At 34.1% G+C, this 19,488-nt stretch carries 13 protein-coding genes and 1 pseudogene; 13 read left to right on the forward strand and 1 reads right to left on the reverse strand.

From position 1 onward, the window contains the following. Positions 1-183: 183 nt before the first annotated feature. A complete protein-coding gene (locus tag RT99_RS25740; protein ID WP_242607229.1) occupies positions 184-531 on the forward strand; it encodes a hypothetical protein in 348 nt (115 codons plus the stop codon). 551 nt (positions 532-1,082) lie between these two features. Here RT99_RS25740 and RT99_RS18830 read toward each other — a convergent pair. After that, entirely contained in the window at positions 1,083-1,472 is a 390-nt protein-coding gene (locus tag RT99_RS18830; protein WP_042566276.1) for an SPOR domain-containing protein, read from the reverse strand. A 218-nt stretch (positions 1,473-1,690) separates the two neighbouring features. Between RT99_RS18830 and RT99_RS18835 the strand changes: the two genes are divergently transcribed. From RT99_RS18835 to RT99_RS18890, 12 genes and pseudogenes are all read left to right on the forward strand, one after another. Next, positions 1,691-3,025: a c-type cytochrome gene (locus RT99_RS18835; RefSeq protein ID WP_042566277.1), complete on the forward strand. Its 1,335-nt coding sequence runs from the start codon at positions 1,691-1,693 to the stop codon at positions 3,023-3,025. Positions 3,026-3,057: 32 nt separating this feature from the next. Beyond that, positions 3,058-6,117, forward strand: coding sequence for a TAT-variant-translocated molybdopterin oxidoreductase (locus RT99_RS18840; protein WP_042566278.1), 3,060 nt, complete (start codon positions 3,058-3,060; stop codon positions 6,115-6,117). Between the two features lie 33 nt (positions 6,118-6,150). Further along, positions 6,151-7,551: an NrfD/PsrC family molybdoenzyme membrane anchor subunit gene (gene nrfD, locus RT99_RS18845; protein WP_042566279.1), complete on the forward strand. Its 1,401-nt coding sequence runs from the start codon at positions 6,151-6,153 to the stop codon at positions 7,549-7,551. Continuing rightward, positions 7,544-8,068: a DUF3341 domain-containing protein gene (locus RT99_RS18850; protein WP_042566280.1), complete on the forward strand. Its 525-nt coding sequence runs from the start codon at positions 7,544-7,546 to the stop codon at positions 8,066-8,068. Before nrfD ends, RT99_RS18850 begins: the two co-directional genes overlap by 8 nt. An 8-nt stretch (positions 8,069-8,076) precedes the next feature. Next, positions 8,077-8,622, forward strand: a complete 546-nt coding sequence (locus tag RT99_RS18855; protein ID WP_042566281.1) for a cytochrome c — start codon at positions 8,077-8,079, stop codon at positions 8,620-8,622. A gap of 27 nt (positions 8,623-8,649) precedes the next feature. Next, positions 8,650-10,044, forward strand: a complete 1,395-nt coding sequence (locus RT99_RS18860) for a quinol:cytochrome C oxidoreductase (RefSeq protein WP_042566282.1) — start codon at positions 8,650-8,652, stop codon at positions 10,042-10,044. A gap of 19 nt (positions 10,045-10,063) precedes the next feature. Then, a complete protein-coding gene (locus tag RT99_RS18865) occupies positions 10,064-11,260 on the forward strand; it encodes a cytochrome c oxidase subunit II (protein ID WP_042566283.1) in 1,197 nt (398 codons plus the stop codon). A 32-nt stretch (positions 11,261-11,292) separates the two neighbouring features. Beyond that, positions 11,293-13,098, forward strand: a complete 1,806-nt coding sequence (locus RT99_RS18870) for a cbb3-type cytochrome c oxidase subunit I (RefSeq protein WP_042566284.1) — start codon at positions 11,293-11,295, stop codon at positions 13,096-13,098. Positions 13,099-13,294: 196 nt separating this feature from the next. Continuing rightward, positions 13,295-14,317, forward strand: coding sequence for a Holliday junction branch migration DNA helicase RuvB (gene ruvB / locus RT99_RS18875; protein ID WP_042566285.1), 1,023 nt, complete (start codon positions 13,295-13,297; stop codon positions 14,315-14,317). Positions 14,318-14,328: 11 nt separating this feature from the next. Continuing rightward, positions 14,329-15,675 (forward strand): cytochrome P450, encoded by a 1,347-nt coding sequence (locus RT99_RS18880; protein ID WP_042566286.1) that lies wholly within the window; start codon positions 14,329-14,331, stop codon positions 15,673-15,675. Further along, positions 15,672-16,598, forward strand: a complete 927-nt coding sequence (gene queG / locus RT99_RS18885; RefSeq protein WP_042566287.1) for a tRNA epoxyqueuosine(34) reductase QueG — start codon at positions 15,672-15,674, stop codon at positions 16,596-16,598. Before RT99_RS18880 ends, queG begins: the two co-directional genes overlap by 4 nt. Positions 16,599-17,205: 607 nt before the next feature. Beyond that, positions 17,206-19,488: pseudogene (locus tag RT99_RS18890) on the forward strand (DUF11 domain-containing protein); the annotation flags it as partial.

Here is a 19,488-nt window from a genome sequence, read left to right on the forward strand (position 1 = left end):
TAAATAAAGATGGAAATCTAAATAAGCTTTCAATTAAACAGCAGTAATTAATTGTTTCAAATTATAATATGAAACAAAAATATAAGATATTACGTATATTTTTTAATGAATTATTGATTTCTTTGTGATAGCATTTTTTGTTTTCTGATTGAAGAAATTTTGTTTTATTAATGAAAGTCTTAAATGAAGATTAGAATAATTCATATAATAAATAGGCTTATAAATAAAGGTTTCAAATCTAATGCTATGCATGCGTTTAAAAACGTTGAGCAGTTAAAGGAAATTATGCCTGATTTGTTGCACGGATGTTTATCAGAAGACGAAATACCAAACAGTTTAGTATTGTTGTCACCGCCTCCGGAAGTCAATTCTGAAGCCTTCATACTTGACCTGGAGCATGCTAAAAAAGCAGTAGAATCTAAAGATATAATTCGGTTTATGCAGGCAGCTAATGATGCAAATTTGTCATTTCCGGCTGCAGTTAAATCCTTTGAATCTTTAGGTATTGAAATTAGTGAGGCAAACACCTAAGCTTTATTTGCTTATGCGCAGAGTAATGACAGACGCAGGTTTATCTACATATGCAGCTAAAAATCATTACAATCGAGAACATCCTTTTGTTGTTAATAATTCTAAAACCTGTACTCCGGAGCAAGAGGAAGTATTGCGTAAAATAGGTTCTTTTCCCTTTGGATGCAGCTGTTGGCTGGACTTGGACATTGGTTTTTAGTGAAATTTTTCCCTATAGAGAAAAATGATTTTAAAACGTGGGTACGAGTTTGGTGAAAGTCGTGTCATTTGTAATGCACATTGGTATAGTGATGTGGAATGGTTAGAGTTATGGGGATGAAACCGTAAAACGTCTACGTAATAATCAGGCTTTCCAAAGAGATTTAGAAGCAGTATTAGAAATAATGGAGCAAAGTAAAAAAAGCAAAAATGATTAATCAGATTTAATATAATAGATTAGGTGATTAAGTTCTGAAATTAAAAATAATTTTATTTTTTGCAATCTTAAAAATGTATTTTTTTTGCAATTTGGTCATAAAAAAAGCAACTTAATTAAGTTGCTTTTTTTATCATTACTTGGTTGGTTTTATTAGAAAAACACTTTTGTATTTTTTCTTAATCTCGACTAAATTTCGTTCAGCTTCTATTCTTGTTTTAAAATTTCCAACTAAAACTTTGTAGTTGGGAGTATTAAAAATTATAGTACCATCAATATCACTATATTCTCTTTTGAAATCACTCAAGGTCTTTTTTGCCTCTTCGCTTTTTCCGCTGAATATTTGAATTTTATAAGTTTCGTTTGTGGTTAACGACGTGTTAATTTTACGCTTGTCATTTAATAATTGCTCAAATTTAGGGTCTTGATTTAGTGTTAAATTTTGGTCTTGTGCATTAATGTTATATGCTAAAGTTGTCATTATTAATGTTAAGAAAACTTTTTTTGAAGGAGTTAAAATTCTCATAATGTGATGGTTTTTATGCAAAAATAGGATTTAAAGTTTGTATTAAAAATTTTGATATTATTTAGAATTGATATAAATTGATATTTAAGAGTATTTTAAGGTTTTGAGAATAGTTCATAAGTCGTATTTTTGTGCAAGTTTTAAAAGAGGGTATAGATTTTTGCTTAATTAATACAGAAAAAATCATACCAAAAATTAGTAGATAATTATTATACTATATGAAAAAGGTGGGTAACCATAATTCGATCTCAAGAAAATTGCTGCTTAGCTTATCGCTAACACTTATTTTCTCCCTAACTTCATTTGCTCAAGATGCTGCTGCTCCGGCGGCGCCTGAAGCTGCTGCTCCGGCTGCAACTGCAGGTGGTGATCCAGTAAAAGGGAAAGAACTTTTTAATGCAAATTGCGCTGCATGTCACAAACTAGATGCTAAATCGACAGGTCCTGCTCTACGAGGAGTTGCTGCTAAGCATGAAATGGCTTGGATCTACAAGTGGGTTCATAACAGTTCTGACATGATTAAGTCAGGTGATCCTGTTGCAGTAAAACTTTTTGAAGAAAACAACAAGTCTGTAATGACTTCTTTTCCTCAATTATCTGAAGGTGATATTGATAATATTATCGCTTATACTTCTGAAGAAAAAGCTGCGCCAGCTGCTGGTGCTCCTGGAACTGCTGCATTGCCAACAGGTGGTGTGCAGGAAGGAAGTGGAATTTCTAATAATATTATTTTAGGTGCTCTTGCTTTAGTAATGGCTATTTTGGTTGTCATGTTGTTCATGGTAAACAAAGTGTTAACTAAAGTTGCTAGTAACAATGGTATTGTAGTGGCTCCTAGAGAGGCTAGAACTCCAATCTGGAAAGCATTTGCTAAAAATCAATTTTTAGTATTGGTTACTTCTATATTTTTACTTTTGGCAAGTGGTTATTTTGTGTATGGATTTTTGATGCAGGTTGGTGTAGATCAAAACTATGAGCCAATTCAGCCAATTCACTATTCGCATAAAATTCATGCTGGAGATAACGAGATCAATTGTAAATATTGTCACTCTGCTGCACGTGTAAGTAAAAATGCAGGTATTCCTTCCTTAAATGTTTGTATGAACTGTCATAAAAACATTTCTGAAGTTGCTGAAACTACAGCTACTGCAGATCACAGTAAGGCATTTTACGATGGTGAAATTCAAAAGCTGTATGATGCTGTTGGTTGGGATAAAACTAAACAAGTATATACTGGAAAAACTAAGCCTGTAAAATGGGTTCGTATTCATAATTTACCTGATTTTGTATATTTCAATCACTCACAACACGTTTCTGTTGCAGGAGTTGAATGTCAGACTTGTCACGGTCCGGTACAAGAATTTGAAATCATGAAACAATATTCTAAATTAACAATGGGATGGTGCGTTGATTGCCATAGAAAAACTGATGTTAAGATGGAAGGAAACGCATACTATGATAAAATTCATGCTGAACTTTCTAAAAAATACGGTGTAGAAAAATTGACTGCAGCGCAAATGGGAGGTTTAGAATGCGGTAAATGCCACTATTAATCGAATTATTAAGATTTTAATATTTATATACAATGTCATCAAACAAAAAATACTGGAAAAGTGTTGAAGAACTAGAAAATAGTTCTATTGTTGAGGCGCTTAGAAATAACGAATTTGTTGAAGAAATTCCTACGGATGAATTCTTAGGAAATGCAGATGCTTTAGCTTCATCTGGAACTTCACGTCGTGACTTTTTAAAGTACGTAGGGTTTAGTACAGCAGCTGTTACACTTGCTGCCTGCGAAGGTCCTGTTCACAAGTCTATCCCTTATGTGTTACAACCGGAACAAATCATTCCTGGTGTTGCAGATTATTATGCAACTACTGTTTTTGATGGTTTTGATTTTGCTAACTTATTAGTAAAAACTCGTGAGGGTCGTCCAATTAAAATTGAAAACAATACTATTTCTGGAGCTAAATTTTCAGCCAATGCGAGAATTCATGCATCTATCTTAGCTTTATATGATAGTATGCGTTTGAAAGAACCTAAATTGGAAGGTAAAAATAGTAGCTGGTCTGCTGTTGACTTGAAAATTAAATCAAGTCTTGCTGATGCAAAAGCAAAAGGAGGACAAGTAGTGTTGTTGACTAATACTTTGGCGAGTCCATCTACTGAAAAATTAATAGCTGAGTTCATCGCTAAGAATCCTAATGCAAAACACGTTGTTTATGATGCGGTTTCTTCATCAGACGCATTAGATGCATTTGAGACTGTATATGGTGAAAGAGCTTTAGTTGATTATGATTTTTCAAAAGCTTCATTAATCGTTTCTGTTGGTGCTGATTTCTTAGGAGACTGGCAAGGTGGAGGATACGATGCTGGATATGCTCAGGGACGTATTCCTCAAAATGGAAAAATGTCTCGTCATTTTCAGTTTGAATCAAATATGACATTATCTGGAGCTGCTGCTGATAAGCGTGTCCCAATGACAACTGCTGATCAAAAACAAGCTTTAGTTCAAATATACAATATCGTTGCAGGTGCTTCTGTTCCGGTTACTTTAGAAGCTAAGTACAAAACAGAAGTAGTTAAAGCTGCCCAACAGTTAAGAGCCGCTGGTTCTAAAGGAGTTTTAGTATCTGGAATTGAAGATAAAAATGCTCAATTATTAGTTTTGGCTATCAATCAGGTATTGGCTAGTGAAGCTTATAATACAGCTGGTACAAGACAAATTAGAAAAGGTTCTAATGCAGTTGTATCTCAATTAATAAAAGATATGAATGCTGGAAGTGTTCATACTTTAATCATGAGTGGAATTAATCCTGTTTACACATTAGCTGATTCAGCTTCTTTTGTATCTGGATTGAAAAAAGTAAAAACTTCAGTTGCTTTCTCTTTAAAAGAGGATGAAACTGCTTCGATTACTACAATTGCTGCTCCTGCACCTCATTACTTAGAATCTTGGGGAGATGTTGAAATTACAAAAGGTACTTATAGTTTAACTCAACCAACTATTCGTCCTATATTTAATACAAAACAATTTCAAGATGTTTTATTGTCATTAAACGGAGTTTCTGGAAATTTCTATGATTACCTTAAAGTTAATTCAGCTGGTATTATTGTAGGTTCTTCTTGGAATAAAGTATTGCATGATGGTATTTTTGTAATTGGCTCTGGTGTATTAGCTGCTGGTTCTTTTGATTATTCTACTGCTGCAAATGCAGTTTCAAAATCAAAATCAACTGGTGACTTTGAATTAGTATTGTATACCAAAACAGGTATGGGAGACGGACAACATGCTAACAACCCATGGTTGCAAGAGTTTCCAGATCCAATCACAAGAGTTTCTTGGGATAACTATGTTACTGTTTCAAATGCAGATGCTAAAAAATTAGGCTTAACGAATGAAATTGTTGCTAACGGAGGTTTAAACGGAAGTTATGCTACAATTACTACTGCTGATGGTTCTAAATTAGAAAATGTACCGGTAATTGTTCAGCCAGGACAAGCTATTGGAACAGTTGGTTTAGCTGTTGGTTATGGTCGTAAAGCGGCTTTGAAAGAAGAAATGCAAGTAGGTTTAAATGCTTACGCTTTATATAAAAACTTTAATAGTGTTCAGTCTGTTTCTATTGCGAAAGCAAATGGAGAGCATGAGTTTGCTTGTGTTCAGGGACAAAAAACATTAATGGGTAGAGGAGATATCATTAAAGAAACTACTTTAGAGATCTTCAATACTAAAGATGCTAAACACTGGAATGAGCAACCAATGGTATCATTAGATCACCAGGAGGTTGAAGCTACAACAGTCGATTTATGGGAATCATTTGATCGTTCTACAGGACATCACTTTAATCTTTCAATTGACTTAAATGCTTGTACAGGATGTGGAGCATGTGTTATTGCTTGTCATGCTGAAAACAACGTTCCTGTTGTTGGTAAAGCAGAAGTTAGAAGAAGCCGTGATATGCACTGGTTGCGTATTGACAGATATTATTCTTCTGAAAGTACTTTTGAAGGTGATAACGAAAGAAAAGAAAATATCGCTGGTTTATCTAGTTCATTATCTACATTTAATGAAATGGAAAAACCTGGAGATAATCCACAAGTTGCTTTCCAACCAGTAATGTGTCAACACTGTAACCACGCACCGTGTGAAACAGTTTGTCCGGTTGCTGCTACATCTCACGGTCGTCAAGGTCAAAACCATATGGCATACAACAGATGTGTTGGTACTCGTTATTGTGCAAACAACTGTCCTTATAAAGTACGTCGTTTCAACTGGTTCTTGTACAACAAAAACAGTGAATTCGATTACCACATGAATGATGATTTAGGTCGTATGGTATTAAACCCAGACGTAAACGTTCGTTCTCGTGGAGTTATGGAAAAATGTTCATTCTGTATCCAAAGTACACAAGCTGTTATTCTTGAGGCAAAACGTCAAGGTAGAGTTGTGGCAAAAGATGAATTCAACAATGCTTGTGCATGTTCTGCAGCTTGTTCATCTGGAGCAATGGTGTTTGGAGATGTAAATGATAAAGATAGCGCTGTGGCTAAATTAGCAGAAAGCGAAAGAATGTATCATTTATTAGAGCATGTTGGTACAAAACCAAATGTTTTCTATCACGTAAAAGTTAGAAATACTTAGTAAAATTATTAATAAGAAACAATATAAAGGATTATGTCGTCTCACTACGAAGCACCCATTAGAAAACCTTTAGTTATAGGTGATAAATCTTATCACGATGTAACTGTAGATGTAGCTGCACCTGTTGAAGGGCCTGCAAACAAACAATGGTGGATTGTATTTTCAATCGCATTAATAGCCTTCCTTTGGGGGTTAGGTTGTATAATTTACACCGTATCTACCGGTATCGGAACATGGGGATTAAATAAAACAGTTGGTTGGGCTTGGGATATCACGAACTTCGTTTGGTGGGTAGGTATTGGTCACGCTGGAACATTAATTTCTGCGGTATTATTACTTTTCCGTCAACGTTGGAGAATGGCTATTAACCGTTCTGCAGAAGCAATGACTATCTTCTCTGTAGTTCAGGCAGGTTTATTTCCAATTATTCACATGGGGCGTCCATGGTTGGCATACTGGGTTTTACCTATTCCAAATCAATTTGGATCTTTATGGGTAAACTTTAACTCGCCATTACTTTGGGACGTATTTGCAATTTCTACGTATCTTTCGGTATCATTAGTTTTTTGGTGGACTGGTTTATTACCTGACTTTGCAATGCTGCGTGACAGAGCAATAACACCTTTCAATAAAAGAGTATATTCTATCCTAAGTTTTGGGTGGAGTGGTAGAGCGAAAGACTGGCAGCGTTTTGAAGAAGTATCTTTAGTATTAGCAGGTTTGGCTACTCCTCTTGTACTTTCTGTACACACGATTGTATCGATGGACTTTGCTACTTCTGTAATTCCAGGATGGCATACAACAATTTTCCCTCCGTACTTCGTTGCTGGAGCGGTATTCTCAGGATTTGCAATGGTAAATACCTTGTTGATCGTTATGAGAAAAGTTTCTAATCTTGAAGCATATATTACATTACAACATATCGAATTGATGAATATCATTATCATGATTACAGGTTCTATTGTTGGTGTTGCATATATCACTGAGTTATTCGTAGCTTGGTACTCAGGTGTAGAGTATGAGCAATATGCTTTCTTAAACAGAGCTACCGGACCTTACTGGTGGGCATATTGGTCGATGATGACTTGTAACGTTTTCTCTCCACAATTTATGTGGTTCAAAAAACTAAGAACAAGTATCATGTTCTCATTTATTATTTCGATTGTAGTAAACATCGGAATGTGGTTTGAAAGATTCGTAATTATTGTTACTTCTTTACATAGAGATTACCTTCCATCTTCTTGGACAATGTTCTCACCAACATTTGTTGATATTGGAATTTTTATTGGAACAATTGGTTTCTTCTTTGTGTTGTTTTTATTATACTCTAGAACATTCCCTGTAATTGCTCAGGCGGAGGTTAAAACAATTTTGAAAGGAACAGGAGATAATTACATTAGAGAAAGAGCAAATAAAGATTCACATCATGAGTAATAAAGTAATATACGCCATTTATAATGACGATGATATTTTGATGGATGCAGTAAAGAAAACAAGAGCTGCTCATCATCATATTGAAGAAGTTTTTACTCCATTCCCAGTTCACGGATTGGATAAAGCTATGGGTTTAGCACCAACAAGATTAGCAATTTGTTCTTTTTTGTATGGTTGCGTTGGTCTTTCTTTTGCAACATTCATGATGAGTTATATTATGATTCATGACTGGCCGCAAGATATTGGAGGAAAACCAAGTTTTAGTTATATCCAGAATATGCCATCTTTTGTGCCGATTATGTTTGAGTTGACAGTATTTTTTGCTGCCCACTTAATGGTCATTACTTTTTATATGAGAAGTAGATTATGGCCATTTAAACAGGCAGAAAATCCTGATGTAAGAACAACAGATGACCATTTCTTAATGGAAGTTGCTGTAAACGATAATGAAGCTGAACTAGTTTCTTTTTTCGAAGGTACAGGTGCTGTTGAAGTTAAAGTAATTGAAAAGAATTAATTGTAGCTATGAAAAGGATATATAAAATAACACTTTTAGTTGGTATAACTATTTTAGTTTCATCTTGCCACAATAATTCGGCACCAAACTATCAGTATTTCCCTAATATGTATGAATCTGTAGGTTATGAAACTTATTCAGAGGCAAAAATATTTAAAGGTGGAAAAGAAGGACAGCTTCCTGTAGAAGGAACTATTAATAGAGGTTTCGAACCTTATGAATATGAAAATTCAACAGCAGGTTACGAATTGGCAAAAGCTAATTTAAAATCTCCTTTGGATTCTATTGAAAGAAATTCAGGAAAAGGAAAAGAACTTTTCGAAATTTACTGTATTAGTTGTCATGGTGCAACTGGAAACGGTAAAGGTAAATTGGTGGAGAGAGAAAAATTTCTTGGAGTACCTAGCTATAAAGACAGAGTTATCACTGAAGGAAGTATCTTTCACGTTGAAACTTATGGTTTAAATGCAATGGGTTCACATGCAAATCAATTAAGTGCCCACGAACGTTGGTTAGTTGCTGACTATGTTCTAAAACTAAAAAGCCAATTATAATTGTTGAACAAACTGATCGTAATAGATATGTATACATTTTCAAGTAAATTAAAAACTTTTTCTATCATCCTAATGGCCGTTGGTATATTAGGAATTGGATATGGTTTTTTAACTGCTCCTAAAGATATTCAAGAAGTTGAAAAAATTCTTGCTGCAGATGCTCATGGTTCGCATGGTGTTGCACATGAAGAAACTGCAGAGGCTTCCCATAAAGAAGCGGGACATCATGAAGCTGCGGAAGCTTCACACGAATCACATAAAGATGGTGAACATGCAGAAATTAGTGCTGCCGATGAACATAAAGAACATTTAACACATGTATTGCACCAATTGCAAAATAAGCCTTGGTCTGCATTATATGTAGCTTGTATTTTCTTTTTGTTAATTTCTCTTGGAGTTTTAGCATTTTATGCTATTCAACAAGTGGCTCAGGCAGGTTGGTCTCCGGTTTTATTCAGAGTAATGCAGGGAATTACTGCTTACTTACCTGTAGCTTCAGTAATTTTCTTTTTAATTTTAGTTCTTTGCGGATTACATTTTAATCACATATTTGTATGGTTAGGTGAAGGAGTTACAGATCCTAAAAGTCCAAATTATGATGAAATTATTGCTGGTAAAGCAGGATATTTAAACTTTCCTTTTTGGATTGTTAGAGCGGGTATATTTTTATTAGGATGGAATTTATACCGTCACTATTCAAGAAAAAATTGCTTGGCTCAAGATGAAGCTAACGATGATTTAAATTACAAAAAGAACTTTAAATTATCTGCAGGATTCTTAGTATTCTTTATCGTATCTGAGTCTATCATGTCTTGGGATTGGATTATGTCTTTTGATCCACACTGGTTCAGTACTTTATTTGGATGGTATGTATTTGCTTCTTTCATTGTAAGTGCTATTACTACTATAGCATTAGTTACTATATATTTAAAATCTAAAGGATATTTAGAATATGTAAATACAAGTCACATACATGATTTAGCGAAATTTATGTTTGGCTTTAGTATTTTCTGGACATACTTATGGTTCTCTCAGTTTATGTTGATCTGGTATGCGAATATACCTGAAGAGGTAACTTATTTTATCACAAGAATTCAATTATATAACTTGCCTTTCTTTGGAGCAGTTGTTATGAATTTTGTTTTCCCATTATTGATTTTAGTTAATACTGACTTTAAACGTTTAAGCTGGGTTATTGTAATGGCTGGTGTTGTTATCTTATTAGGTCACTATGTGGATTTCTTTAATATGGTTATGCCTGGTACAGTTGGAGATAAATGGTTTATTGGAGTTTCTGAAATTGCATCTATTCTTTTCTTCCTGGGATTGTTTATTTTTGTAGTATTTACTGCATTGACTAAAGCTCCTCTGTTAGCAAAAAGAAATCCTTTCATAGAAGAAAGTAAACATTTTCATTATTAATATTTAAAGAAATAAACAGATGACAAGTTTGTTGGTAATTATAGTTTTAGTTTTATTAGCAGTTGCATTATGGCAATTGACCAAGATATTTGATCTTACTCAGGTAGGGTCTTCTTCGGACGATTCTCAGGTTGCATCAGATAATGATAATAATATTCAGGGGTATGTTATGTTTGGCTTCTTGGCATTCATATATATATTTACAATTTACGGTTTACTAAAATGGGGTGGTTTAGCGCTTCATACACCTGCTTCAGAGCATGGACTTTTAGTAGATAATTTAATGAATATTACTTGGGTTTTAATTTTCGTAGTTCAATTTATTACTCAGGGTTTATTATATTGGTTCTCTTTCAAAAATAGAGGTCATAAAGATAAAAAAGCATTATTTTTTGCTGATAGTAATAAATTAGAAGCAATCTGGAGTATAATTCCATCTGTAGTTTTAGCATGTTTAATTCTTTATGGATTGTATGCATGGAACAATATTATGTTTGTTGATAAAGATGAAGATGTAATAGAAATAGAATTATATGCTCAACAATTTAAATGGACTGCAAGATATGCAGGTCAGGATAACGTTTTAGGAAAAGCTAACGTTCGTTTAATCGAAGGTATTAATACTTTGGGTGTTGATATGTCTGATCCGAATGCTCAGGATGATATTATTGTTTCTGAATTGCATATTCCAAAAGGTAAAAAAATTCATTTCAAAATGCGTTCTCAAGACGTATTGCACTCAGCTTATATGCCTCACTTTAGAGCGCAAATGAACTGTGTACCTGGAATGGTTACTGAGTTTGCTTTTATTCCAACTTACACAACTGCTGAATACCGAGAGTTGCCATTTATGATTGAGAAAGTTTCAAACATAAACAAACTTCGATCTGAAAAAAGCACAGAGTTAGTTGCAAAAGGTGGAACAGCTTTAGATCCTTATACATTTGATTATTTATTATTATGTAATAAAATTTGTGGAGCTTCTCACTACAACATGCAAATGAAAGTTGTTGTTGATACTCCGGAAGATTATAAAAAATGGTTAAGTGAAAAAACTACTTTAGCTCAGGATATTAAAGCGGCGGCGGCTGCTGAAAAGCCATCTGAAGGAGCAGGAGCTACTACAGATAGTGCAGCAAGTACTATTGCTAAAGATACCGTAAAAGCGGTTATCGATACTGTAAAAGCAGCTGTAGCTAAAGTTGCTATGAAATAATATTTATTTAAGAAAATTTAAAGTACACATATATGTCAGCAGAAGCGCACGATCACGATCACGGACACGATCATCACGAGCACGAACATCATCATAAAGACACGTTCATTACTAAATACATCTTTAGTATTGATCACAAAATGATTGCTAAGCAATACTTGATTACAGGTATTATCATGGGTATTATTGGTATTGCAATGTCCTTGCTTTTCAGAATGCAATTAGCATGGCCAGAGGAGTCTTTTAAAATTTTTAATGTTTTATTAGGAGACAAATTTGCACCAGATGGTGTAATGGCAAATGATATTTATCTGGCTTTAGTAACAATTCACGGTACCATCATGGTATTCTTTGTACTAACGGCTGGTTTGAGTGGAACATTCAGTAACTTACTTATTCCACTTCAAATTGGTGCACGAGATATGGCTTCGGGATTCATGAATATGATTTCATATTGGTTGTTTTTCTTGTCTGCTGTAATAATGTTGTCTTCATTATTTGTTGAAGCTGGTCCAGCTTCTGCAGGTTGGACAATTTATCCACCATTAAGTGCTTTACCACAAGCTATTCCGGGTTCTGGAACAGGTATGACTTTATGGTTAGTTTCAATGGCTATCTTTATTGCATCTTCTTTAATGGGATCTTTAAATTACATTGTTACTGTAATCAACTTAAGAACTAAAGGAATGTCTATGACTAGACTTCCTCTTACAATCTGGACATTTTTCGTAACAGCTATTATTGGTGTTATTTCGTTTCCAGTATTATTATCAGCTGCATTATTATTAATTTTTGATAGAAGTTTTGGTACTTCATTCTTCTTGTCAGATATCTATATTGCAGGAGAGGTTTTACACTATCAAGGTGGTTCTCCAGTTTTATTCGAACACTTATTCTGGTTTTTAGGTCACCCTGAGGTTTATATTGTAATCTTACCAGCAATGGGACTTGTTTCTGAAATTATGGCTACGAACTCTCGTAAACCAATCTTCGGATACAGAGCGATGATTATGTCTGTTCTTGCAATTGCATTTTTATCAACTATTGTTTGGGGTCACCACATGTTTATTTCAGGTATGAATCCTTTCTTAGGATCTGTATTTACTTTTACAACTTTATTGATTGCAATTCCATCTGCTGTAAAAGCATTTAACTGGATTACAACTTTATGGAAAGGTAACTTACAATTCAACCCTGCAATGTTATTCTCTATCGGGATGGTTTCTACTTTCATTACTGGAGGTTTAACAGGAATCATTTTAGGAGATAGTACTTTAGATATTAACGTTCATGATACTTACTTTGTAATTGCTCACTTTCACTTAGTAATGGGTATCTCTGCACTTTACGGAATGTTTGCTGGTATTTACCACTGGTTCCCTAAAATGTACGGAAGAATGTTGAATAAAAACTTAGGTTATATTCACTTTTGGGTAACAGCAGTTTGTGCTTACGGAGTATTCTTCCCAATGCACTTTATCGGATTAGCTGGTTTACCAAGACGTTATTATACAAACACAAACTTTCCATTATTTGATGATTTGCAAAATGTGAATGTTTTAATTACAACATTTGCTCTTGTGGGAGGTGCGTTCCAATTAGTATTCTTGTACAACTTCTTTAGTAGTATTTTCTATGGTAAGAAAGCTGTTCAAAATCCATGGAGATCAACAACATTAGAATGGACAACTCCAGTAGAACATATTCACGGTAACTGGCCAGGTGAAATTCCTCACGTATACCGTTGGCCGTATGACTATAGTAACCCAAATCATGATGTAGATTTTGTTCCTCAAAATGTGCCAATGAAAGAAGGTGAAGAAGTTTTACACCACTAAAATATAATAATTAAAGACCATCTGAAAAGATGGTCTTTTTTGTTTTGGACAAAATTGATATTTGGGTGTAAATTTCAATTACGGAAATGTTTACAATTATTGGAATTTTAGATATTCGAATTTGTTCCAATAGATTTCTGAATTTTATTAAAAATTATCTGTTTTACAAACTGATTACTTTGTCTATCTTTGTAAGATGAATGAAAATCTGGATCCTACAACAAAAGGATATAACCCTGAAGAACTAGATCTTGAAAAAAGATTGCGTCCGCTGTCATTTGATGATTTTGCCGGACAAGATCAAGTTTTAGAAAATTTAAAAGTTTTCGTGGCAGCCGCTAATCAACGTGGAGAAGCACTTGACCACACACTTTTTCACGGCCCTCCGGGATTAGGTAAAACTACTTTAGCTAATATTTTAGCAAATGAATTAGAAGTAGGTATTAAAATCACTTCAGGTCCTGTTTTGGATAAACCAGGAGATTTGGCGGGTTTATTAACAAATCTTGATGAAAGAGATGTTTTATTTATTGACGAGATTCATCGTTTAAGTCCAATTGTAGAAGAGTATTTATATTCGGCTATGGAAGACTTTAAAATTGATATTATGATTGAATCTGGCCCTAATGCCAGAACAGTGCAAATTAATTTGAATCCTTTTACATTAATTGGAGCAACAACAAGATCTGGATTGTTAACGGCTCCAATGCGTGCCCGTTTTGGAATTTCATCACGACTACAATATTATACAACTGAACTTTTAACAACAATTGTTGAGAGAAGTGCTTCTATATTAAAAATGCCAATTTCGCTTGAAGCGGCAATTGAAATTGCCGGACGAAGCCGTGGTACACCTCGTATAGCAAATGCATTATTAAGAAGAGTTCGTGACTTTGCACAAATAAAAGGGAACGGTACTATTGATATTGAAATTGCACGTTACGCACTTAAAGCATTAAATGTGGATGCACATGGTCTTGATGAAATGGACAATAAAATTTTGTTGACCATCATTAATAAATTTAAAGGTGGACCTGTCGGCCTTTCAACTTTAGCGACTGCTGTTTCTGAAAGCAGTGAAACAATTGAAGAGGTTTATGAACCATTCCTTATCCAGGAAGGGTTTATTATGCGAACACCACGTGGACGTGAAGTAACTGATAAAGCGTATAAGCATTTGGGAAAAATAAACACTAACATTCAGGGCGGATTGTTTTAATTCTGTTTAAAATGTCTGAGAATAAAAAATATAATTACCCTAACCGACTTTCAATATTTAGATTTTTTTTGGATGCTGAAGGAGTGCGTAAAAACCCTATTCCTTTTCATAAAAGATATTTTGATAAGTTTGGAGATTCTTTTTCTTTAAAAATTGGCTTTTCAAAGCATATAATTTTATCCAGAGATAACGAAGTTGCCCAATATATTTTACAAAAAAATCAGAAGAACTATCATAAGTCTAAGTTTCAGTCTGTTTATCTTTCTAAATATTTAGGAAAAGGGCTTTTAACTGTTGACGGTGATTTCTGGCTGAAACAAAGAAGACTTATTCAACCCGCATTTCATAAGCAAAAAATGAATCAGTTAGTTGAAAATATGGATAAAACAATTGTTTTAGAGCTTGATGATTTAATTGAGGAAAAAGCAGTTGATCTTTTTCCAATTATGAGTCAGTTGGCCTTTAATGTTGTTGCTAAGTCTCTTTTCGAGCTGTCAATTTCAGAAGAAAAATTAATTCGCATTAAATATATTATCGAAGAAGTGCAGAATTTTTTAATCAAAGAAATTAGGCTTCCTCATAAAGCCTGGTGGTTTTCTGTAACAGGTCAGGTTAAGAAACATCTTGAATTGGCAGAGGAGAACAATAGTATTATTCGGGAGATTGTTGAGGAGAGAGGCAAATCTAAAGAAGATATTAATGATTTACTTAATATGCTTTTAGAAACGCGATATGAAGATACAGGTGAAGGAATGTCTGTAAAACAATTGGTTGATGAGATTAAAGTCCTATTTATTGCCGGTCATGAAACTACCGCAAATGCATTAACTTTCACTCTTTATCTTTTGGGAATAAATCCTAAGATACAACAGAAAGTTTTAGATGAAATTACAGCTATTGAATCTCTAACGGAAAATATTGTTGAGCAGCTTCAGAAAATGACTTATACAAATGCGGTTTTAAATGAGGCTATGCGTTTATATCCACCAGCCTGGATTACTGACAGGGGAAATGTTGAAGATGATAATTTAGCTGGTTATAATATAAAGAAAGGAACATTAATTGGGGTATCTTTTTATGAATTGCACCGAAATCCAAAGTATTGGGAAAATCCGGATGAATTTATACCGGAAAGATTTCTGGGAGGACAGAAGAAACAGTCAATGCAATATTTTTATCCATTTGGAGCAGGGCCCAGAATGTGTATTGGAGCTGGATTTGCTATTTATGAAATGTGTTTGACGATTTCTAATTTAGTAAAAAGATACAATATTACATCTGTTAATAGTGAAATACAGCTCAATCCACTGATTACATTGAAGCCTGTTGGAGTAAAAGTCTTATTCTCTAAAAGATGACAATTAATGCTAAAGAAACATATTCAAAATTTATAAAAACTGAAGCGAAAAGGCTTGGGTTTCTTTCTTGTGGTATTTCCAAAGCCGGATTTTTAGAACAAGAAGCGCCTCGACTTGAAAGCTGGCTAAAAAATAACAGTCATGGTCAAATGGCTTATATGGAAAACCATTTTGACAAACGATTAGATCCCACTCTATTGGTCGACGATGCTAAGAGTGTTGTTTCGCTTTTATTGAATTATTATCCTGAAGAATCTCAAACTCAGGAAAGTTTCAAAATCTCTAAATACGCTTATGGTCAGGATTATCATTTTGTGATTAAGGAGAAATTAAAAGAATTCCTTTTTTCGATTCAGGAAAATATTGGTGATGTTTCCGGGCGTGCCTTTGTCGATTCTGCTCCAGTTCTCGATAAAGCCTGGGCGGCTAAGAGCGGTTTGGGCTGGATTGGAAAAAACAGCAATCTCATAACTCAAAAAGTAGGTTCTTTTTATTTTATTGCAGAGCTTATTCTCGATTTAGATCTTGAATATGATTATGCCACTACAGATCACTGCGGTTCTTGTACGGCCTGCATAGATGCTTGTCCCACACAAGCGATAGTTGCTCCTCATGTTGTTGACGGTAGCAAATGTATTTCATATTATACGATCGAATTGAAAGAAAATATTCCGAATGATATGAAAGGTAAATTTGATGATTGGATGTTTGGATGTGACACTTGCCAGGATGTTTGTCCCTGGAATAGATTCTCAAAATCGCATTCTGAACCATTATTTAATCCTAATCCTGATTTGCTTTCTTTTACTAAAAAAGACTGGATTGAAATTACAGAAGAAACTTTTCGTACTGTTTTTAAAAATTCTCCTATTAAGAGAACAAAATTTGATGGTTTAAAACGAAATATTAAGTTTCTTGAATAAAATTTATTTTTTATTCTGCTCATTTATAAGTTTTTATTCTTTCTTTTTATTTTTTCTGTTTATTTTTTTTGAATAACATTCAGGATCTAGCTGTGAAAAAGTTGTAGGTTATTTTTGTTTTGTAAAAGTATATAATTATTTGATTTATAAGTGATTATAAAATATTTCTTATTGTTGTTTTGTAAGATTGTTTTATGATTTTGTCATCTTTTTGCTCAAAAACAAAATATTTGATAAAAATTTAAGAATTTTCTCCACTATTATTATCAAATAGTTAATTTTTATACAGGTTCAGGTTAATTTTTGTTGATAAAAAGTGTTATTCAACGTTTATCTTGGTAGTTTGTCGACGAAAGTATTTAGTATAGAGGACTTTATATAATTTCGCGACTCCAAAACTACTAATTTAATCCAAAGACAATTTTAGTCTTGAGCCTATAAATACTAATGGTCCAAACACTACTTTCTTTTTGCATTGATTTTGACAAATCTTTTAAGAGATCTTCAAAATCCATTTCCTTTCTTTTATCGTATCTGTCCTATATGTTGAAGATCTCGTTTGATTTTTCAACTTCTAATATTTCTATTATTCAAATTACAATTGTCTATGCGTAACTTTACTCTTAGAAAGTTTAATTCAATTAAACTACTTGCTTTTATTTTATTTTTAATGATTAGTTATAATGCCTCAGCTCAATTTTATACGAAGCATTATATAGCGCCAGCGCCTTGGCAGTATTTTAGTAAAGCAAATGAAATTGTTATTGCGACGAATTCAACAACAACTGTAAATATTACCGTTTCAAAAAGTGATGGTACAGTTGTAACAACACTTACAGCTTCAAAAGGAGTACCTGCAATATATAGATTTGCCGGTAAACCGAGTGCAGCTCCTGCTTTTGCATTTAATACAGTTTTAAATGCTGCAGGATTAATCGTTACGGGTAGTGCGCCGATATCTATTAATTTACGAAACGTAGCTTCTGATGCTTTAGGTGGTGATGGATCTGATCAGGATATTAAAGGAAATGCAGCATTGACTAGTTTTGGTGATGCCGGAATCGGGATAAGATTTAGAGTTGGATATTACAGAGATGGTTCTCTTGGAAATTTCAATAATTACGGTGATCAACGTCCGATTTATAGTGTAATGGCAATTACAAACGGTACAACCGTAACAATTGGAGGTGTTATAACAGCAACTTTAAATGCAGGACAAAGCTATTTATTCAAAGCAACAATTGGAACTTTAGTAGAAACTTCAAACCCGAGTGTTATGAATACTTCTGCTTTTATCGATACACCAAATGGTTGTGGAGATGGAGCTTTTAATCAAATTCCGCCAGAAGCAGTTTTAGGTTCAGAATATTTTATAGAAAGAGGAAAAGGAAACGATACGGCAGAACAAACTACTGTAATTGCAACTAAACCCAATACAAAAGTTATTGTAGATACTTATTCGGTAACCGGTGCTTTGGTATCTACAAAAACAACAACATTAGCAACAGCGGGTAGCTTTTTTACTTTTTTGAATGGTGTATCTGGAGCTAATTTTTCAGCTTCAAGAGTTTCTGCAGATAACAATGTTGTTGTTTATTCAGGAACAGCTCAATCTTGTGAAGTTGATATTTCGACGATTGCTCCGGTCTCAGAATGTGGAGGGTCTAAATTTATAGAAACAGCAAAATTTAGAAATTACGGTACAGGTTCATTGCCTTATTTTGGATATGTTCTTTTAAAAGATGCCGTATCAAAAGTATATGTTAATGGTGTAGATATTGAAACAAAATCAGGAGTTTCAGCACGTCATCAATTGGGAGCAACAGGATGGTATTTAATTAATTTTGAAGATACTCAAATCGGAAGCCCGGATGTTCTTTCCATATCTAGTGATGCTAAATTAACAGTTTCGATTGTACAACAAGGCGGAGGATTCTCTATGGCAGGTTTCTTTTCGAATTTTGCTGTTCAGCCAGAAGATCCAACTTTGGCTTACATTGCAGGAGGTGGTTGTACAAATAGTACAGCTATATTGTCAACACCAACCGGATTTGTTCCATACCAATGGTATTTTAATGGTACTGCAATATCAGGTGCTACCTCAAATACCTACACAGCAACTAAAACGGGTTCTTATTCTGTAGCTTCAACTTTAACATGTGGAGCTCAAACACAATCAAAGCCTGTATCCGTTACTTTGTGTACAGATTTGGGTGTTACAAAAACAGTAGACAATACAACACCATGTGTAGGATCGAATGTTGAATTTACAGTAACCTTATCCAATTTAGGAGTAAATAATGCTACAGGAGTTTCTGTAAATGATTTGCTTCCTACAGGATATACTTTTGTGAGTTCAACACCATCCGTAGGAACTTATAATTCAGGAACAGGAGTTTGGAGTATTGGAGATATAAACGGAGGCATAGCTGTAACATTAAAAATTGTTGCCAAAGTAAATGCTAGTGGAGCTTATACTAATACTGCAGTAATTCCGGCATCTGTTCCGGATACTAATTCAGCAAATAATTCGGCTAGTATTTCAACAACGCCAAATCCTTTGCCAACAGCTTCAATAAACGGAACATTAACAGCATGTTATACAACTACATTAACAGCAGTTACCAATGCTGGTTCTCCAGCATATGTTTGGTATAAAGATAACGTCGTAATTTCAGGACAAATATCATCTACACTAGTTGTTACAGTTGATGGAGACTATAAAGTTAAAGTCACCAATACAGCTACAACTTGCGAAAATACTTCTGCAGTTTCAACGGTTAAAGTTAGTGATACCCAAAAACCAACAATTACCTGTCCGTCAAATGTTACGGCTGTAGCCGATGCCAATTCATGCGCTGCTACGGGAGTTGTTTTGGGAACCCCAACA

Origin of the sequence: Flavobacterium sp. MEB061, assembly GCF_000834715.1 — a bacterium.
GTDB lineage: Bacteria > Bacteroidota > Bacteroidia > Flavobacteriales > Flavobacteriaceae > Flavobacterium > Flavobacterium pectinovorum.

What these genes read in the sequence shown, in the direction of transcription:
- RT99_RS25740 (WP_242607229.1), top strand. Translation starts at nt 184, where the DNA reads ATGAAGATTAGAATAATTCATATAATAAATAGGCTTATAAATAAAGGT.
- RT99_RS18830 (WP_042566276.1), bottom strand. Translation starts at nt 1,472, where the DNA reads ATGAGAATTTTAACTCCTTCAAAAAAAGTTTTCTTAACATTAATAATG.
- RT99_RS18835 (WP_042566277.1), top strand. Translation starts at nt 1,691, where the DNA reads ATGAAAAAGGTGGGTAACCATAATTCGATCTCAAGAAAATTGCTGCTT.
- RT99_RS18840 (WP_042566278.1), top strand. Translation starts at nt 3,058, where the DNA reads ATGTCATCAAACAAAAAATACTGGAAAAGTGTTGAAGAACTAGAAAAT.
- nrfD (WP_042566279.1), top strand. Translation starts at nt 6,151, where the DNA reads ATGTCGTCTCACTACGAAGCACCCATTAGAAAACCTTTAGTTATAGGT.
- RT99_RS18850 (WP_042566280.1), top strand. Translation starts at nt 7,544, where the DNA reads ATGAGTAATAAAGTAATATACGCCATTTATAATGACGATGATATTTTG.
- RT99_RS18855 (WP_042566281.1), top strand. Translation starts at nt 8,077, where the DNA reads ATGAAAAGGATATATAAAATAACACTTTTAGTTGGTATAACTATTTTA.
- RT99_RS18860 (WP_042566282.1), top strand. Translation starts at nt 8,650, where the DNA reads ATGTATACATTTTCAAGTAAATTAAAAACTTTTTCTATCATCCTAATG.
- RT99_RS18865 (WP_042566283.1), top strand. Translation starts at nt 10,064, where the DNA reads ATGACAAGTTTGTTGGTAATTATAGTTTTAGTTTTATTAGCAGTTGCA.
- RT99_RS18870 (WP_042566284.1), top strand. Translation starts at nt 11,293, where the DNA reads ATGTCAGCAGAAGCGCACGATCACGATCACGGACACGATCATCACGAG.
- ruvB (WP_042566285.1), top strand. Translation starts at nt 13,295, where the DNA reads ATGAATGAAAATCTGGATCCTACAACAAAAGGATATAACCCTGAAGAA.
- RT99_RS18880 (WP_042566286.1), top strand. Translation starts at nt 14,329, where the DNA reads ATGTCTGAGAATAAAAAATATAATTACCCTAACCGACTTTCAATATTT.
- queG (WP_042566287.1), top strand. Translation starts at nt 15,672, where the DNA reads ATGACAATTAATGCTAAAGAAACATATTCAAAATTTATAAAAACTGAA.